This is a genomic window from Pseudoalteromonas holothuriae (assembly GCF_945859825.1).
Classification (GTDB): domain Bacteria; phylum Pseudomonadota; class Gammaproteobacteria; order Enterobacterales; family Alteromonadaceae; genus Pseudoalteromonas; species Pseudoalteromonas holothuriae.
In genome coordinates, this window is record NZ_CAMAPC010000020.1 from 46,581 (window position 1) to 60,066 (window position 13,486).

At 39.3% G+C, this 13,486-nt stretch carries 16 protein-coding genes; 2 read left to right on the plus strand and 14 right to left on the minus strand.

Going from position 1 to position 13,486, the window contains the following annotated elements:
- Positions 1-232: 232 nt before the first annotated feature.
- Both OCI93_RS18075 and ilvN read left to right on the plus strand, forming a co-directional pair.
- Positions 233-1,957, plus strand: a complete 1,725-nt coding sequence (locus OCI93_RS18075; RefSeq protein WP_261626981.1) for an acetolactate synthase 3 large subunit — start codon at positions 233-235, stop codon at positions 1,955-1,957.
- Complete coding sequence (gene ilvN, locus OCI93_RS18080) at positions 1,957-2,454, plus strand: acetolactate synthase small subunit (protein ID WP_261594889.1); 498 nt, start codon at positions 1,957-1,959, stop codon at positions 2,452-2,454. The genes OCI93_RS18075 and ilvN overlap by 1 nt, the downstream gene beginning before the upstream one ends.
- Positions 2,455-2,540: 86 nt before the next feature.
- Here ilvN and OCI93_RS18085 read toward each other — a convergent pair whose 3' ends face one another.
- The 14 genes from OCI93_RS18085 to OCI93_RS18150 form a co-directional block, all read right to left on the minus strand.
- Positions 2,541-2,816, minus strand: a complete 276-nt coding sequence (locus tag OCI93_RS18085; protein ID WP_261594888.1) for an HU family DNA-binding protein — start codon at positions 2,814-2,816, stop codon at positions 2,541-2,543.
- Positions 2,817-3,026: 210 nt separating this feature from the next.
- Positions 3,027-3,536, minus strand: coding sequence for a DUF2878 domain-containing protein (locus tag OCI93_RS18090; RefSeq protein WP_261594887.1), 510 nt, complete (start codon positions 3,534-3,536; stop codon positions 3,027-3,029).
- On the minus strand, positions 3,499-4,761 hold the full coding sequence (locus OCI93_RS18095) for an SAM-dependent methyltransferase (RefSeq protein ID WP_261594886.1): 1,263 nt from the start codon (positions 4,759-4,761) through the stop codon (positions 3,499-3,501). Before OCI93_RS18095 ends, OCI93_RS18090 begins: the two co-directional genes overlap by 38 nt.
- 1 nt (position 4,762) lies before the next feature.
- Entirely contained in the window at positions 4,763-5,497 is a 735-nt protein-coding gene (locus OCI93_RS18100; RefSeq protein ID WP_261594885.1) for a DUF1365 domain-containing protein, read from the minus strand.
- A complete protein-coding gene (locus OCI93_RS18105; protein ID WP_261594884.1) occupies positions 5,494-6,747 on the minus strand; it encodes an NAD(P)/FAD-dependent oxidoreductase in 1,254 nt (417 codons plus the stop codon). Before OCI93_RS18105 ends, OCI93_RS18100 begins: the two co-directional genes overlap by 4 nt.
- Positions 6,744-7,454, minus strand: a complete 711-nt coding sequence (locus OCI93_RS18110) for an SDR family NAD(P)-dependent oxidoreductase (protein ID WP_261594883.1) — start codon at positions 7,452-7,454, stop codon at positions 6,744-6,746. Before OCI93_RS18110 ends, OCI93_RS18105 begins: the two co-directional genes overlap by 4 nt.
- Positions 7,454-7,879, minus strand: coding sequence for a nuclear transport factor 2 family protein (locus OCI93_RS18115; RefSeq protein WP_261626982.1), 426 nt, complete (start codon positions 7,877-7,879; stop codon positions 7,454-7,456). The genes OCI93_RS18110 and OCI93_RS18115 overlap by 1 nt, the downstream gene beginning before the upstream one ends.
- A 3-nt stretch (positions 7,880-7,882) precedes the next feature.
- On the minus strand, positions 7,883-9,265 hold the full coding sequence (phrB, locus tag OCI93_RS18120) for a deoxyribodipyrimidine photo-lyase (protein WP_261594881.1): 1,383 nt from the start codon (positions 9,263-9,265) through the stop codon (positions 7,883-7,885).
- Positions 9,265-10,221, minus strand: coding sequence for a YbgA family protein (locus OCI93_RS18125; RefSeq protein ID WP_261626983.1), 957 nt, complete (start codon positions 10,219-10,221; stop codon positions 9,265-9,267). The genes phrB and OCI93_RS18125 overlap by 1 nt, the downstream gene beginning before the upstream one ends.
- 13 nt (positions 10,222-10,234) lie before the next feature.
- The gene (locus OCI93_RS18130) at positions 10,235-10,885 is read right to left on the minus strand and encodes a ChrR family anti-sigma-E factor (RefSeq protein WP_261594879.1); all 651 of its coding nucleotides are present in this window, start codon (positions 10,883-10,885) and stop codon (positions 10,235-10,237) included.
- On the minus strand, positions 10,878-11,444 hold the full coding sequence (locus OCI93_RS18135; RefSeq protein WP_410007648.1) for a sigma-70 family RNA polymerase sigma factor: 567 nt from the start codon (positions 11,442-11,444) through the stop codon (positions 10,878-10,880). Before OCI93_RS18135 ends, OCI93_RS18130 begins: the two co-directional genes overlap by 8 nt.
- A gap of 116 nt (positions 11,445-11,560) precedes the next feature.
- On the minus strand, positions 11,561-12,136 hold the full coding sequence (locus OCI93_RS18140) for an LON peptidase substrate-binding domain-containing protein (protein ID WP_261594877.1): 576 nt from the start codon (positions 12,134-12,136) through the stop codon (positions 11,561-11,563).
- A 63-nt stretch (positions 12,137-12,199) separates the two neighbouring features.
- A complete protein-coding gene (locus OCI93_RS18145) occupies positions 12,200-12,529 on the minus strand; it encodes an MGMT family protein (RefSeq protein ID WP_261594876.1) in 330 nt (109 codons plus the stop codon).
- Entirely contained in the window at positions 12,516-13,409 is an 894-nt protein-coding gene (locus OCI93_RS18150) for a LysR family transcriptional regulator (RefSeq protein WP_261594875.1), read from the minus strand. Before OCI93_RS18150 ends, OCI93_RS18145 begins: the two co-directional genes overlap by 14 nt.
- Positions 13,410-13,486: the final 77 nt, after the last annotated feature.

Here is a 13,486-nt window from a genome sequence, read left to right on the forward strand (position 1 = left end):
CTCCTCTTGACATAAGTCTTAAAACGACATTTAATGAAGCTCGTATATAAAAAAAAGTTAACAGTAAACCAAAAATGAAACGTATTTTATCTAATCTACATGTGCAAGTCCTGGTCTTATCTTTGAGTCCAGCGGGGCCGTGTTGAGCAAATTTACGCTTTAACCCCGCAACTTGCGGGGTTTTTTTTTGGAAAAAATAACCTACAGGTAAAGACAATACTGAGGAATGAGGATGAATAAAGAGCAATTCAATGGCTCAGAGCTTGTTGTAAAAGCACTTGCAGCTTTAAAGGTGGAATACATATTTGGCTACCCAGGAGGGTCAGTTTTAGATTTATATGACGCCCTTTTTCAACAGAGCGATATTGAGCATATTTTAGTTCGCCATGAACAAGCGGCAACTCACATGGCTGATGGCTATGCCCGTGCTACGGGTAATGTCGGTGTTGTACTTGCAACATCGGGTCCTGGTGCTACAAACTGTGTAACAGGTATAGCGACGGCTTATATGGACTCTATTCCTATGGTCGTGCTATCAGGTCAAGTACCGTCAAACCTTATTGGCGATGATGCATTTCAAGAAACGGATATTGTTGGCTGTTCAAGGCCCATAGTAAAACATAGTTTTAATTGTCGGGATGCACAGCAAATTCCAACAGTACTCGCTAAAGCATTTTACCTCGCCAGTACAGGTCGACCAGGGCCTGTGGTGGTTGAGCTACCAAAAGATATTTTAAACCCGCAGCTCAAATTTAACTACGCTATGCCTGATACTATGGATATGCGTACGTATAACCCAAGTACCAAAGGCCATCCAAAACAAATTAAAAAAGCCGTTGAAGCAATTTTAGGCGCTCAGCGTTTGGTTATTTACTCAGGCGGTGGCATTGTTTTATCAGATACATCAGCGCAACTTACTGAGTTAGTTGAAACATTAAATGCCCCTATTACAAACACTTTAATGGGTTTGGGAGGCATTAGCGGAACACACCCTAATTTTATAGGTATGTTGGGGATGCATGGCAGCTTAGAAGCCAACAAAGCGATGTCTAAGGCCGATGTTATCTTGGCATTGGGAGCTCGTTTTGATGACCGAGTTACTAATAACGTTAGAAAATTTTGTCCAGATGCGACAATCGTGCATGTTGATGTTGACCCTACTTCTATTTCAAAAACTATTAAGGCCCATATTCCAGTAGTTGGATGCTTATCGACGGTACTAAGCCAATTACAGGTAGCTATAGATAACAGTAGCAGTCGTATCGATAGAAGTGCACAAGAAGCATGGTGGCAGCAAATTACCCAATGGCGAGAACAGCAATGCTTATCATACGATATGGGCACTGATGTTATTAAGCCTCAAACAGTCATTGAAAAAGTGTATGAAGTTACCAATGGTGATGCCTATGTTAGCTCTGATGTTGGACAACACCAAATGTTTGCCGCGCAATACTACCCGTTTAAAAACCCAAGACAATGGATAAACTCTGGGGGTTTAGGCACGATGGGGTTTGGTTTACCAGCTGCGATGGGCGTAAAGTTGGCATACCCTGATCATCATGTTGTATGTGTAACAGGTGATGGTTCTATTCAAATGAATATTCAAGAATTGTCTACCTGTTTACAGTATGGCTTGGCGGTAAAAATTGTTTCGCTGAACAATCGATCTTTAGGGATGGTAAGGCAGTGGCAAGATATGATGTATGACGGCAGACATGCCAGTTCATACATGGAATCTTTACCTGACTTTGTTGCTCTGGCAGAGAGTTACGGACACATTGGTATAAGAGTCGATCATCCAGATCAATTAGACGCAGCATTAGAAAAAGCGTTTTCAATCACCGACAGGTTAGTCTTTTTAGACATTCTTGTAGATGAAAATGAACATGTGTATCCAATGCAAATTAAACTGGGCGCAATTGACGAGATGTGGCTTAAAAAGGGAGTAAAAGCATAATGCGCAGAATTTTAAGTATTTTATTAGAAAATGAACCTGGTTCTTTGTCACGTATAGTAGGACTATTCTCACAGCGAGCTTATAACATAGATAGCTTGACTGTTGGTACGACTGCAGATAACACGTTATCGCGTATTACTATTACTACGCATGGTGATGACCGAGTAGTTGAGCAAATTACAAAGCAAGTGAACAAGTTGGTCGATGTACTTAAAATCATTGATTTGACGGAAGTACCACACATAGAAAGAGAACTACTATTAGTTAAAGTGTTTGCAAAAGACGAAGCCACACGAGCTGCTGTTACGCGTATCGCAGACGTATATCAAGGCTCGATTATCGATATGGGTAAGCAGAGCTATACATTGCAGCTATTGAGCAATGCTGAGCGATTAGAGTCGTTTTTAGACATGCTAAGGCATGAAAGTGACATTATTGAACTTGTTCGATCTGGCGCGGTAGGCATTGGTCGAGGAGATAAAGCATTAAAAGGCTAGTATAGATAGTGTTTTGATAAAGATAAAGTTAGTATAAAACAAAGGGACCATATCAGTCCCTTTGTTATTTAAACTATATAATCGGATTAAGGATTAACTTGATCTTTTAAACCTTTACCAGCTTTAAAGCTTGGGATATTCGCCGCTGCGATTTGGATTTCAGCACCTGTTTGTGGGTTACGGCCAGTACGTGCCGCACGCTCTTTAACTGAGAATGTACCAAAACCAACCAGTGCAACAGAATCACCGTCTTTCAAAGACGTGGTTACAGCACCAGTAAATGCTTCAAGGGCGCGAGCTGCTGCCGCTTTAGAAATTTCAGCATCTGCTGCCATCTTTTCAACTAGTTGAGCTTTATTCATTATTAGATTCCTATTCATTTTATATTTTGCCTAAGCAAAACCTATGTTTATGCATTTTGGTTAGATGTGCAACCATTTCCTGAAATATTTAGCCAAAAATTAATAAAAGCTAGGAATGGCGCGCTTTCATGACGCTTTTGCGTAACACTAACCAAGCATCTACAAACTAGCAAGCGTTTGTGCTTTTCGCAATACCTTAACAGTGATAAATTATCTTTTGATTAATAACCAATCATAAATTCTGATAATAAATAAAGTACAAATCAGCCACAGCATACTAAAGGCAAGATAAAACGTCTCAATTGGCATTATAATGTCAAAAATACCGAAGTTAGCGGCAGTTATATAGCTTATCGGAGCGAATAGAGCAAAAACCACTGAGCCTAAGTATTTTGGCAAAGCAAACAGGCGTTTTAAAGAGCTATCAAACGTTAATATAAACGCAATCCATAAAATAATAAGCCAACTCGGCACTGTACCATGAGGATGGACTATCAGGCTGCTATAACTTGCAAAAACTTCAAGCCCTATACCTATTGGCAAACAAGCTGCGAGTAGCAGTAATTGCTTCAAATACTTTTCATGAGAAAAAAATAAAGCTATGCAAATTAATAACATAGCCCACACAGCTTGGGCTTGGAAAAAAAATGCTAATAACCAGCAAAGCTGAAACAGCGCAAAATTAATAACTAAGCGTATTGTTGCAGCGTGACGATACATAACGAGGCTTCCTTGCTACTAAGTGGATGGTGCTTGTAGCGCGTTGTTTAAAGGCACCTTCGCAGTAGCATAAGTAAAATTCCCAAAGGCGATAAAAACGTTGATCAAATTTGTTATGATCCAACTGCGGCCAAGCCTGTTTGAAACGCATATACCAATCATTAAGCGTTCTTGCATAATGCAACCCAATATCACTGATATTGTGAACTACCATTGAAGTGTTTGCACATATTTGCTTATTCAGCTCTGTGATGGACGGCAAACAACCCCCAGGAAAAATATACTGTTGAATAAAATCTGATTGTTTCAGGTAATGAGCATAGCGTTGACAAGCAATCGTAATGGCTTGGATCAGCATTGCACCATCGTCTTTTAATAGCGAATCGCATTTTTTAAAAAAGCTTGGTAAATAGTCATGTCCGACGGCTTCAATCATTTCAATCGATACTAGTTTGTCATAACGTCCTTCTAAATCTCTGTAATCTTTTTTAAGCAACGTTACTTTGTCTTCAAGGTCTAGTGTTCTAATTTTATTAGAAACATATTCATACTGTTCATCAGATATAGTCGTTGTTGTGACATGGCATCCAAAGTTTTGCGCCGCGTATATTGCAAAAGCGCCCCACCCTGTACCAATTTCTATTACCGTATCATTTGGTTGTAGGTCAATTTGATGACAGATGGTTTTTAATTTGTGCTGTTGAGCTTGTTCTAGAGTACTATCTGCAGTGGGGTAGACAGCGCTCGAATATAGCATTTCGTCACTTAAAAACGAGCTATACAGATCATTACCAATGTCATAGTGGGCAACAATATTCTTTTTTGAGCCGTGCTTTGAGTTTTTATTTTTAACGTGCTTTAACTTGTTAACAAACCCCGTGACAAAAGCAAACTTACGCTCAAATGCGTCTAGTTGAGCTTGATTTTGAGCAAAAATTTCAATTAATGCAGTAAGGTTGGAACAACGCCAATAGCCTTCTATGTAGGCCTCTCCTGCACCTGTACTCCCCCCTAATGCAAATAACTTGAACATTGCACTATCAACAATAGTAATGGTACATGACAACTCGCTGCCACGCTGTCCGAATTCATGCCTTTGCTGTGCCATGAGTACAGTTAAGTGGCCCGTTTCAATACTATCAAATGCAGAAAAGACCAATTTACTAAAAAGTTTTTCTGACCAAGATAAAGGTAACTGACTCTCAATTGAAGATGTATTTTCCATATTAATGCCCCGAGTGCCCAATAAAAGGCACTTTTTTTACGAATAACTTTAATGCTTGCCAATAAATACTTTTAAAAATAGTCAAAGTCATGGCAGGAAATCGTTTTAACAAAGAAGATACATTACCTTTTGTCAGCGCCTCTTTTTTTAGTCTTAAAGTTGCATCAAACAAAAGTGTCTCTTCGGATTTATTTTCTATGTGTATCAATGCTATACGACCAGCCATTTTAACTGTCCAGTGGTAATGCATGTTTAAATCCATAAATGGAGATACGGAAAAGCTTTTCTTAAAGTTCACTTTTTGATGCAATTTAACCAAATAACAGTGTCGTTCGTTCCAAGGCGTATTACTTACTTCAGCAATCATATGCTGAAATTGCCCATTATCATCAGCAAAAAAATAAAAGTTAACAGGGCTAAAATAAACCCCTAGGCAGCGCATCTGACAGAGCATCATTACTTTACTGATGTTTCCACTCCAACCTAACTCAAGACTAGCTGCTATGGCACGGTCATGCAAATTACCTTTATAATTAGTAAGATAGTCTTGCTGTTTGAAGCTAAGTAACTTAAACCCTTTGGTACCAAATAACGGGTGAATACCATTTAACTGATTTATTTCGTCTAAATCTATCCATGCCATGTAAAGCGGGTATTTAAACTTGTGCTCTGTTGGTAAATAACGTTTATGTCGAATATCACCTATATAAAGTGCGCTGTTGAGTGGTTGACTCAAAACTCTATTCCTAACTGTTTTGCTACATCTACTGCACTGCGAACGCCGTCTTCATGAAAACCATTGAACCAATAAGCACCGCAAAAATAACTATGATGCTTACCATCTAAAAGTGGCTTGCGCTTCTGTGCAGCAATACTATTGCGGTTAAATACCGGGTGATGGTAGGTAAAACGGCGTAAAATTTGGCTTTCGTCTATGCCTTCGTCATGATTTAAAGTAACGCAAAAAGGTTTAGGGCTACGTAGGCTTTGTAATATATTCATTTGATAGGTTACAACGGCTGCTTTGTCGGTATTTTTATCTAATAAATAGTTCCAACTAGCCCAAGCCGCAGGTCTTTTAGGAAGTATGCTTTGGTCTGTATGCAAGATGACTGAATTGGCAGTATAAGCAATTGCACCTAGTACGGATAGTTCATCCTCACTAGGGCTGTCCAAGAGCGCGAGCGCTTGGTCGGAGTGACATGCAAACACGACCTTATCAAAATCTAAGTTTTCGCCACTGCGCATAACAACTTTCACACTTTTATCATCGCGAACGACCTTGCTAATGTCAGCATTGAGCTTAATATTGTCCTTAAACTTCTCAATCAATGGGCTGATGTACTCACGTGAACCGCCTGGTATCACATACCATTGCGGACGGTTAGTGATATCTAGTAAGCCATGGTTGTAGAAAAACTTGATAAAAAACTCGACTTCAAACTGAGCCATTTCTTTAATGCTCGTTGACCAAATTGCCGCCCCCATAGGTAAAATGTAATGCAATTTAAAAAAGTCATTAAAGTGATGTTGCGAAAGTAACTCTCCAAGCGTTTTACAGTGTGAGAAGTCTTGGCTGTCATACATTGCTTTACACATCTTGTTAAATCTAACAATATCATAAAGTAACCGCCAAAATTTGGGGCGCAATAGATTGCGTTTTTGAGCAAATAATGTGGTTAGCGTATGTCCATTATACTCAAATCCAGTTTGAGCGTTTTTAACGCTAAAACTCATTTGAGTGGGTTGTCGATTAATACCAAGCTTGGCTAAGAGTTTCTCGAATTTAGGATATGTTCTATCGTTAAAAACAATAAAACCAGTGTCTAGCGCATATTGTTGCCCATCCAGTTCAACATCTACAGTGGCGGTGTGGCCACCAATATAATCATTTTTCTCAAACACCGTCACCTGATATTTATCGCTTAATAAATAGGCGGCTGTCATACCGGAAATACCAGAACCTATGATTGCTATTCTTTTCAACGTTTAATTCCTTTAGATAAAAATTGCCAGACGCCAAAAGGCAACAGCTGTATAAATTTAAGAATGAAGGTAAAGCGTTTGGGAAAGTGTATATCTTTATTGCGTTTTGCAATCCCTTGGCTGATAGCAATGGTTGCTTGTTCAACAGTTACAGCAAGCGGCATTGGGAAATCGTTTTTGTCGGTCAATGGGGTTTTTACAAAGCCTGGATGAACAACACTTACATCAATGTCTGCTAAATCTATAGCCAATGACTTTGCTAAGTAGGTGGCTGCCGCTTTTGAAGTTCCATAAGCTTGTGCTCGCGGTAAAGGCAAAAATGCAGCACTTGAACTGACAATGACTAACTGACCGCCAGAAGATACTTTTGGCAATAAAACCTCTAAACAATATGCCAACGCAAGTAAGTTGACATCTATCACACGTTTAAACAACGCACTGTCAAAATGTTTGGCATCATCAATGTATTCGCAGTTGCCCGCATTAAGCACTAAAATATCTAACTTTTCAATATGCTCACATGCAGCGCTGATTGAACCAATGTCAGTCACGTCGAGTTTGACAGGGTTAATGTTGTTGAATGTTGCAAGCTCATTAAGGGCATCTTCATTTCGACCACAAGCATAAACCGTATGCGCTTTAGCATAGTACTCAGCAAGCCCTCGGCCTATTCCTGAAGTTGCACCAGTTATGAGGATATTTTTCATTATTTCACCGCTCGTCTATTGATAAAACGAATTAAATGGCCAAGTATCGGAATATTTCTGTACAACATTGCAGCAGCATCAAAGTGATCTTGTTGATAAATTATTTTATCATCGCAAAATTTGAGGTGGCTGTGGCCATTCACTTGAATATCTTTCCCACGGTTCAGTTTCTTATGATTAAAGTGCATTTCCCAATAAACGAAACCTTGATCTTCAATATCGTATGTTTCAATAATGTTAAATTCAATAGCGCTAACATTGGCGTACATATTTGCAAAATAAGATTCAAGTGCACATAAGCCCTTCACATCATGTAGGGGGTCAACAAAATGAATATCTCGGTGATATACCTGTTGCAAAAGCGCCAAATTATTTGCGTTAAGTTGATTATACATATCTATAAAACGAGCAGTTACGTGATGCATTTATTAAACCTTGAATGCTGCTAAAGCCCGTTCTCTTGCCTCTTTATGGTCAACAATCGGTGACACGTAATGAGTACTTTGAGTCGAAGCTAAATAGTCATGAGGAAAGTGCAAGTATTTAATTGGTACACTCTCCAACTCAGGTACATACTTACGGATAAAATCTCCTTGCGGATCAAACTTTTTACTTTGAGTGATAGGATTAAATATCCGAAAATAGGGTTGTGCATCACAGCCTGTACTTGCAGCCCATTGCCAACCGCCATTGTTACTTGCAAAATCTCCATCTATGAGTTTTTGCATAAAATACTTTTCACCCCAGCGCCAATCAATTAATAAATGTTTAGTTAAAAAGCTTGCAACCACCATCCGTAAGCGATTGTGCATCCACCCTGTTTGGTTTAACTGACGCATTGCTGCGTCAACAAGCGGATAGCCCGTTTTCCCTTCACACCATGCCTGAAACTGCTGCTTATCATATCGCCAAGCAACTGCATTATATTTAGCATTGAAATTATGGTGCTTACATAAATCAGCAAACTCGATGATTAAATGACGGTAAAACTCGCGCCAAATAAGTTCATTTACCCAACAAAATTCAGGCCGCTCTGTTGTATGTAATATATCAGGGTAATTAAGCTGAAGTTGAGCAAGTAGTTGCTTTACAGACAATATTCCTAGAGCTAAATACGGGCTCAACCCTGAAGTACCTTTTATGCTTGGAATATCTCTTACTGATTTGTAATCTTGACATTTACTCTCTACAAAATGAGCCGCAACAGATGCAATCGCATCATCATCTACAGGCCACTTCTGTGAGCTACCATCACTGTGTAAGCAATCAGGAACATGCCAGCTTGGTGCTTGATTTAATGCTGGTTTAGGCCAACTTGGTATAAAAACATGGCTTTGCTCATACTGCTTTAACCATGCCTTTTTAAATGGCGTAAAAACTTTAAACATTTCACCACTTTTAGTTCTAACACTCTTAGGCGGGGCCATTAAATCGCCATGGAATAGTTCTAATTGTATACCTACATCAATACAGTGTTGATCGCGCTGTCGTTCATTAAGTTCATATTCTGCGTTGGCATACACAAGCTGCGTATTTTGTTGATCACAAAAATGTTTAAGCGCTTTAGGAATAGCTGAAAAGTCATCGACTTCAAGTATATTTAAATGAATGCCATATGCACACAACGCTTGCCCTAGCCACGCCACTCGACGTTTTAATAAATCTATTTGTATATCGGCACAATTATGTTGTTGCCACTGTTTTTGGCACACAAAAAAAAGTGCCTCTGTGGCACCATTTTCAATTGCTTCGATAAGCGCTTCATTTGCAAAATAGCGTAAGTCTCGTCGAAACCAAAATATAGGATTCATCAGATGCTAAACCTTAATCTTAAATCATTTGGATAAGGGTCAAAATATACCTGCTGCGCTAAATACTCATTTGGATGAACCGTTAAGTGATGCTTGAGTAATGTTAGCGGAACACAAAGCGGCACAACACCTTGGCGATAGTCATCAATGGCGCCACAAAGCTCCTGCTTTTCAATCTTAGAAATATTATTTTTAAAATAGCCTTGTAGGTGCGTCAGGGTATTGGTTTGATTCTTGCGCGATGCGGGACTAGATAAAGCCTTCATAAGCCCCGCGATATATTCATGTTTTACCTGTTCAATTGGCATGTCAGAGGATTGAGCAAGAAAACGGCCTAACGCCCTGTAAGACTCATAATTATGCGACATCACTAAATATTTGTGTTTGGCATGAAATTGCGTTAACTCATGCAAACCTATCTGAGTCAAAATCAAGTTTTGCCAGTTTTTAAATACGTATACACGCATAACAAAGTTCTCGCGTAAATGCGGGTCGTTTAAACGTCCATTTTCTTCGCAAGGTAGTAACGGATTGTGCGCCATAATTTGCTGTGCAAAAAAGCCAACCCCCTCTGAAGTATTACCCGTTCCAGCTTCATTATAAATTTTCACCCGCTCCATGCCGCAACTCGGGCTTTTTGCGCAAAATACGAACCCTGACAGATGTTTTGCTTGCTCAGTTGCTACTTTCTTACCATATTCATTGAGTTTAGGGCCCACGTCACCAGAGCCATCTGGGCGACATACTTTGATGGTATCTCCTACCTTAATCTGCCTAATAGTAGGCCTTGGTATAGGTAAACCTACAGCAACTTCTGGACAAAATTTTACGTACTCTACATGGTTTGCAAAGTCATCCATACAAAAGTTCGAGCGCTTATGTCCGGTGTCAAAACGTACTTTGTCACCCGCTAAGCAAGCGCTAATGCCTATTTTTATTTCAGATAGCTTATCCATAATCTGATCACACCTAGTAAATGAGGTTGCCAATTGGGTTAAGCAATTTGCTCAGCCCTTTATTAAAGTGTAGGGCGCTATTGACAACAGTAAAGCATAAACAGCCTTCCATTGTTACAGGTTGGTGATGATGTTTACCATCTAACCAAATAAAATCGCCCGGCACATAGGAGCCATTTTCGTCTGAAAATTCGCCATCAAGTAAAAGTGTTAGTTCAAAACCTGTATGAGTATGGTGAGGGATCTCGCCACTTGCGTCGATTTGTAGCAAACTTGCCCTAAGTTCCCCATCATCTATGTTCAAGCGTGCACGCGCAAGCTTTCCTAATTGAACAAATTTGCTTCTACTTGAGCTTGCAATTGCACGCGGTAAAACAACACGTTTATTTTGGTAACTTAGAGGCTCATTGTGAAACGGTTTTGCTTGATATATATCTTCATTTTGCGTTATCTGCGCAAACATATCAGAAAAGTCGTCTAAATCTGACGTACCTTCATTCTCTCCAAAAGCGGAACTTGCTTGGTTGAGCTCAAGTGCTGCCACTTTATCTTTGCAACAGCTACAAAAATCTAGATGTGCAGAAACTGCCATGCATAGTGTTGCAGGTAATTCACCTTTGCTGTACTGAGATAGTAGCTGCTCTGATGGATGGTGCTTAATCATTACTGTCTCCCATTTCTGCTCTTAACTTTTGTAACGCCAGTCTTAACCTAGACTTAACAGTGCCTACAGGAATATCTAATTGTTCGGCAAGTTGTTCTTGTGACATTTGTTGAAAATACACTCCCTTAACAACATCTTGCTGTGCAGGAGGAAGCTTGCCAATATGCTCTTGAATCTTTTGATCTTCAAGGTGGTCCGAGAACCCGTCTTCAGAGGATTGCTCTTCTTGCAATAAAGGCCAAATATCTTCGCTTAAATGCTCTTCTTTATTACTTTTTATTTTTCTTAACGCGTCAAATGATGCGTTACGCATTACTGTATATACCCAAGTTGTTGCAGCACCTCTTTCAGGGTGATATAGATGAGCTTTTCGCCAAACGGTGGTTAAAGTGTCTTGAACCAGTTCCATCGCTAAAGCTTCGTTTCCAAATTGTTTGATACCAAAGCGCTTTATTTTTGGTGCAAAATATTCAAATAGCATTGCAAAAGCACGTTTGTCTCTTAACTGTGCAACCTTGCATAGCGCTTCAGATAAAGCTTGGGTTGGCGCTTGTTCCATACTTTTATTTGTTCTCGCGACTACATGAGGATCGCATCGGGATACTTGGTCGACCATAACTTAATATCTTCTTAGACTATCGATAAAAAGATATACGTCTACGCGTATCTAATGGATCACTGTGACTTGTATAAAACAGTATGGAGGAAATTAACGACTTGTTCAAAGTTTACAGATGACTGAAGCTTATGTTTTTCCGAATTTTTTATGGGTAATAACTCTAACCAACGACTTGCAACCCAGACCGGATCTTCAAAATGCTTTTCTTGATATAAAGCATCAATTTGCGGATGTTGATAAAACACATGAGATAACATTTCACCCATCTCACTGGTAAAATGAGATACGGTGTCATCGGAATGTTTCCAAAGCGGCCCACTAAATTCAGAAATGGTAGCGTATGTAAGACTTTGATTATTTTGAAATGGCAATTTAATATGAACTCGGTGCTGCGCGTGTACATCGACCAGCAATTGACCATTTTGATCTTGTGAAAAATCGACTATTCGCACATAAATACCTTCGTTGGTAATGTCTAATTGTTCATCCTCACTGGGTTTGCAGATAACAAACCCATGGTCACGCTTGAGCGCCTCTCCTACCATACTCAGATATCTAGGCTCAAATATTCTTAGTTTGGTATATCCGCCCGGAAGAAGAAAAACGGGTAACGGAAATATAGCTCGAATCATAACTACCTACGGTTAAAAAATATATGTAGTTAGTTACGTATAGCTATAAATTAACGATCAACGTTATGCTAGCCACTGATAAGTTTTTAAGCTGACTTTATTGTTTTTAAATATAACCCCCTCTGCTGTTAACAACTTACGTTGTTGCTGGTATTTTTCGCTTTCTATTGAAAAAGAAATTTTACCTTGGCTATTTATTACACGATGCCATGGCAGCGTACTTTTAGCTGGCAGGTTTTTTAGCAACCTTCCAACTGCTCTTGATTGATTTGGGGCGCCTGCAAGCCTTGCCAATTGACCATACGCCGCGACCTTTCCCATGGGTATAGAACCGATTAAGGTGTATATACGCTCTTTAAAAGCAGTATCAATAGGGTTTTTATTGTTTTGCATATTGCGCACCTATTTTTTGAAATTTTTGCCAAATAGCACGTGCAACAGGCCCGTGATGTCGAACTTGTTTTCTAAAGGCATGTATTTTGGCCGTAAACGTACATTGTCGGTCTAATACCTCTATTTGTTCTAGTAATCCAGCATCAAGTTCTGCTTGACAATGGCTGAGGCTAATCATTGCAAAACCGGTACCTGTTAGTAAAAATGATTTTATAGACGCAATATCATCTAGTTTTATCATGTTAGCGCCCTTTGCATAGGCAAGACGTTCACTATCGAAATTAAATCCACTTTCAAACATGGCAAGACTGGGGTAGCTAGCAAGTTGTTCGTAACAGAGCTTCGTGGGAAGCAACCCTTTTTTAGCAACCAAGCCAAGATGAATATCACCAATTGCAATAGACTCTAAATCACCCGTTGCATGAAACAAATCAAACCATGGCCCAATTCCCAAATCAGCATCTGCATTATTAACTTGCTCCAGAGCGACAAAACGTTTACCGCTAGTTATTGCCATTTCAGTGTGCTTAAACTGTTTAAATATATCACTGATCACGTCATTGTACTGAGCTTGATAACACAGAGGCTCGTAGCAAATATTAAACTGAGCTTCATTGCCTGCAGAAAACTCTTTGGCAAGAATGTGCAAGTCATCTCGAAAAACGAGCAGTTTTGCTGATTCATCACAAAATCTTCGTCCTTCTTGAGTCAGCGTTACACGATAATTATCTCGATTTACAATTTTAAAACCTAACTGTTCTTCAAGCCTTTTCAGTGCTTGAGTAACAGCGGGCTGCGTTCTATGTAATCGCAATGCGGCCTCACTTAGACTATGGGTCTTGGCAACAGCATGTAGAATCTCTAAATCAGCAATCTTCATAATAAAAATTTATATAGAATCTAATATTATATAATTTTTATTTTATATTGATTTTATATATTCTGCAGCATAAGTTT

Excerpts from the sequence above, each read along its gene's own strand:
- OCI93_RS18075 (WP_261626981.1), top strand. The coding sequence starts at position 233 with ATGAATAAAGAGCAATTCAATGGCTCAGAGCTTGTTGTAAAAGCACTT.
- OCI93_RS18115 (WP_261626982.1), bottom strand. The coding sequence starts at position 7,879 with ATGCATCACGTAACTGCTCGTTTTATAGATATGTATAATCAACTTAAC.
- OCI93_RS18135 (WP_410007648.1), bottom strand. The coding sequence starts at position 11,444 with ATGGAACAAGCGCCAACCCAAGCTTTATCTGAAGCGCTATGCAAGGTT.
- OCI93_RS18095 (WP_261594886.1), bottom strand. The coding sequence starts at position 4,761 with ATGGAAAATACATCTTCAATTGAGAGTCAGTTACCTTTATCTTGGTCA.
- OCI93_RS18140 (WP_261594877.1), bottom strand. The coding sequence starts at position 12,136 with ATGATTCGAGCTATATTTCCGTTACCCGTTTTTCTTCTTCCGGGCGGA.
- OCI93_RS18125 (WP_261626983.1), bottom strand. The coding sequence starts at position 10,221 with ATGGATAAGCTATCTGAAATAAAAATAGGCATTAGCGCTTGCTTAGCG.
- ilvN (WP_261594889.1), top strand. The coding sequence starts at position 1,957 with ATGCGCAGAATTTTAAGTATTTTATTAGAAAATGAACCTGGTTCTTTG.
- OCI93_RS18145 (WP_261594876.1), bottom strand. The coding sequence starts at position 12,529 with ATGCAAAACAATAAAAACCCTATTGATACTGCTTTTAAAGAGCGTATA.
- OCI93_RS18085 (WP_261594888.1), bottom strand. The coding sequence starts at position 2,816 with ATGAATAAAGCTCAACTAGTTGAAAAGATGGCAGCAGATGCTGAAATT.
- OCI93_RS18110 (WP_261594883.1), bottom strand. The coding sequence starts at position 7,454 with ATGAAAAATATCCTCATAACTGGTGCAACTTCAGGAATAGGCCGAGGG.
- OCI93_RS18130 (WP_261594879.1), bottom strand. The coding sequence starts at position 10,885 with ATGATTAAGCACCATCCATCAGAGCAGCTACTATCTCAGTACAGCAAA.
- phrB (WP_261594881.1), bottom strand. The coding sequence starts at position 9,265 with ATGAATCCTATATTTTGGTTTCGACGAGACTTACGCTATTTTGCAAAT.
- OCI93_RS18090 (WP_261594887.1), bottom strand. The coding sequence starts at position 3,536 with ATGTATCGTCACGCTGCAACAATACGCTTAGTTATTAATTTTGCGCTG.
- OCI93_RS18150 (WP_261594875.1), bottom strand. The coding sequence starts at position 13,409 with ATGAAGATTGCTGATTTAGAGATTCTACATGCTGTTGCCAAGACCCAT.